At 46.4% G+C, this 3,037-nt stretch carries 3 protein-coding genes; 2 read left to right on the forward strand and 1 reads right to left on the reverse strand.

Annotation, left to right across the window (positions count from 1 at the left end):
• On the forward strand, nucleotides 1–1,583 hold a 1,583-nt coding region (locus KDK19_RS20685), incomplete at its 5' end, for an RING finger protein (RefSeq protein ID WP_257292845.1).
• Between the two features lie 46 nt (nucleotides 1,584–1,629).
• Here the strand turns inward: KDK19_RS20685 and folE are convergent.
• Nucleotides 1,630–2,187 (reverse strand): GTP cyclohydrolase I FolE, encoded by a 558-nt coding sequence (gene folE, locus KDK19_RS20690; protein WP_257252351.1) that lies wholly within the window; start codon nucleotides 2,185–2,187, stop codon nucleotides 1,630–1,632.
• 251 nt (nucleotides 2,188–2,438) lie between these two features.
• Here folE and KDK19_RS20695 point away from each other — a divergent pair.
• Nucleotides 2,439–3,037 (forward strand): amino acid ABC transporter substrate-binding protein (locus KDK19_RS20695; RefSeq protein ID WP_257292846.1); only part of this gene is annotated, 599 nt, incomplete at its 3' end.

The following is a 3,037-nucleotide window of genomic DNA, read 5'->3' on the forward strand; positions in this document are numbered from 1 at the left end:
ATGGAAACATCCGAATCAGCTTTTTCTATTGGTCCCTATGGCCTATACAAATAGGTGCTAAGGACGCTTACATAAAGCTCATTAATAGTAGTACAGATGTTTTAATGAATGTCGGTGAAAGTATGACCATTCCATGTGCCTTAAAGACGCTTTTGTTTTCAGTGTGTTTGTTTGTTTATCAGCAGGGGCTGGCAAATGATACCTATGATCTTGAAGGATTTCGCCAGTATCAAAAGACAAACTGGAAACCGCCTTCAAAAAAACAAAGGCGAACAGGACAACCCGTCATGAGTCCACTTGAAAATATCCGTATTGGCTTTTTCAGGCTTAATTTAACCTCTGACGATCTGTCTGGAGATGAGCGGCTGGAAACCTGTGAAAATTACGAGGTGGCTGAGCAAGACTTTACACATCTGATCAACTTTTATTTTAATTATGTGAATCTGGGTAATCCTCTATATCGAAGAGGTCGAATTCAAACAATGCTGAGACTAATGCATAGTATTTTCGATATAAATATCAGCATGCTCAATGGACAAAGCCCGGAAAACAAAGAGTTAATCAATGCAATGGCAAAAAGCCTCTTTGAACAATTGTTTTTGTCTGAGAACATAGATGGCAGAAATAATCCTTATTGCCATTATTTTTATTCAGATTCGGCAGAAAATCAGTCCAATTCTGTTGGTGTTAATAATGGTTTAGTCCTTATGTTTCTTGCTTTTCTTGGTCCCCACTTTCTTTCCCAGAGTGACTTATATGCCTACTTTAGCGTGCTGCATAACGGCTATACCAGAAAAAGTTACGCTCGGGCATTCTCCGGAGTGTTGCTTCCCAGAAATATCCACGAATATGATACTCCGCACAGCGTTGCCTATTTATTCACTACAGCCGGACTGGATGCAGAAACAGCACTTCTGATTGGTTTAAATACAATGGCATCAGCAGCTTTCGAGCATATGAACTCAGGAATTAAGTGGTGGCCAGATACACTGAAAAAATTGTTGATAAATTACTTGCCATACGAGCTTCTGGGCATCATTTACAGCAATATAGCCCGCTTTTGCCCCAACGGGCGCTCATGCCCCGTACCTCCGCTTATGCTCGACTTGAGAGGCATGCAAGAGTTTACACACGGTATTTTGGGTATTGACCCCGAACCTGCAATATCAGAGATATCATCGTCAGAAAGCTCGGACTATCTAACCGATTATGGTTCAGACAGTGGGGATGAAGTTGAGGTTGAGTTTGAGTTTGAGGCTTCTGATGGGGAGCCGTATTCTGATCATCAGGATCCGGCAACAGTCATTCAACAACAAAGTGAACTGATAACCCAACTACGAGAGGAATTAGCAAGCCAAACTGCAACGGAGGAAGCGGGTGCAGTTGGAGGCGCACCGGGAGGAATCATAGAGTGTCCGGTTTGTTTCGAGCCACCGCAAGAAATGACGGTATTAGAAAGTTGTGGACACGCCGGTATGTGCAAGAATTGTGCTGAGCGATTTGTACGGGAGCAGACGGGGTGTCCCTTTTGCCGGAAAAAACCGGAATCATACAGGACGATATTCTTCATGCCCCGTCATTGAAGAAGTTTAACTGTCTGTTGTCAAAGCTCCTTTATACGACAACGGTTTATTTGTTGCGGATAAACTGCAGGAATTCTTCACGGGAAGGCTGATTTTCACGCATCAGACCCAGCATGACAGAGGATGTCATGGAAGAGTTCTGCTTTTCGACACCGCGCATCATCATGCACATGTGCTGTGCTTCAATGACAACGCCGACCCCTTTCGCACTGGTAGCCTCAACAATAGCGTCGGCAATCTGTCTGGTCATGTTTTCCTGAATCTGAAGACGACGGGCGAACATATCCACAATGCGGGCGAACTTGGAGAGGCCTAGCACTTTGCCATCAGGTATGTAACCAATGTGGCACTTGCCAATAAATGGCAGCATGTGGTGTTCGCACATGGAGTAAAGCTCAATGTCCCTGACGACCACCATTTCACTGATGTCGGATTCGAACACCGCGTTATTGACAATATCCTCAAGGCTTTGCTCATAACCGCGAGTCAGGAACTGCATGGCCTTGGCGGCACGTCTGGGGGTGTCTTTCAGGCCATCCCGGTGAATATCCTCCCCCAGAGATTCAAGGATGGCTTTGTAGTATTCGCTCAGTTGTTCGGTCATGGGTCGCTCAGTATTGACATGAAAAGTAGTGACATGAAGAGGGCAGAGGTCTGACACAGCCTGTCTTTCACGAGAAGTTCATGTAAAAAAGTGGCCCGAGTTTAACATAAAGGGGGCTGTGTGGAACGATTTCAGTTCCTGAGAGCTTTATTAGTGGCTGGGGTTGCCAGTCCTGTTCAATAGCGGTAAGGTTCGCGGGTATCAGATGCCTACTGAAAAGTAGTAAAAAAAAATAACAAACGGGATCGATTATGATAAGAAAACTCACAAAATGGGTGGCACCTGTTCTTATGCTGGCAGCGGCCAGTGCCCAGGCGGAGACCGATAGCGACACTCTGGGAACCGTGTTAAGCAAAGGTTACCTGAGTTGTGGTGTCAATACCGGACTGCCGGGGTTTGCAACGCCTGATGAGAAGGGGCAATGGTCTGGCATCGATGTGGATGTCTGCCGTGGCGTGGCAGCGGCGGTTTTGGGCGATGCTTCCAAGGTTAAATACATACCCCTGACGGCCAAGGAGCGTTTTACCGCTCTGCAGTCAGGTGAAATCGACATGCTTTCCCGTAACACCACCTGGACACTCACCCGTGACGCTTCATTGGGTCTGAACTTTGCCGGTGTCAGCTATTACGATGGTCAGGGCTTTTTGGTGAAAAAAGAGCTGGGTGTCACCAGTGCCAAAGAACTGGACGGTGCTGCGATCTGTATTCAGTCCGGTACGACCACTGAGTTGAACCTTGCAGATTATTTTCGCAGCAATGGCATGAAGTACCAGCCTGTTGTCTTTGATACCTCCGACGGTACGGCCAAAGGGTTTGATTCAGGTCGTTGTGATGTCCTGACTTCAGACCA

Source organism: Endozoicomonas sp. ONNA1 (genome assembly GCF_024606325.1).
In the GTDB taxonomy this organism is placed as follows: domain Bacteria; phylum Pseudomonadota; class Gammaproteobacteria; order Pseudomonadales; family Endozoicomonadaceae; genus Endozoicomonas_A.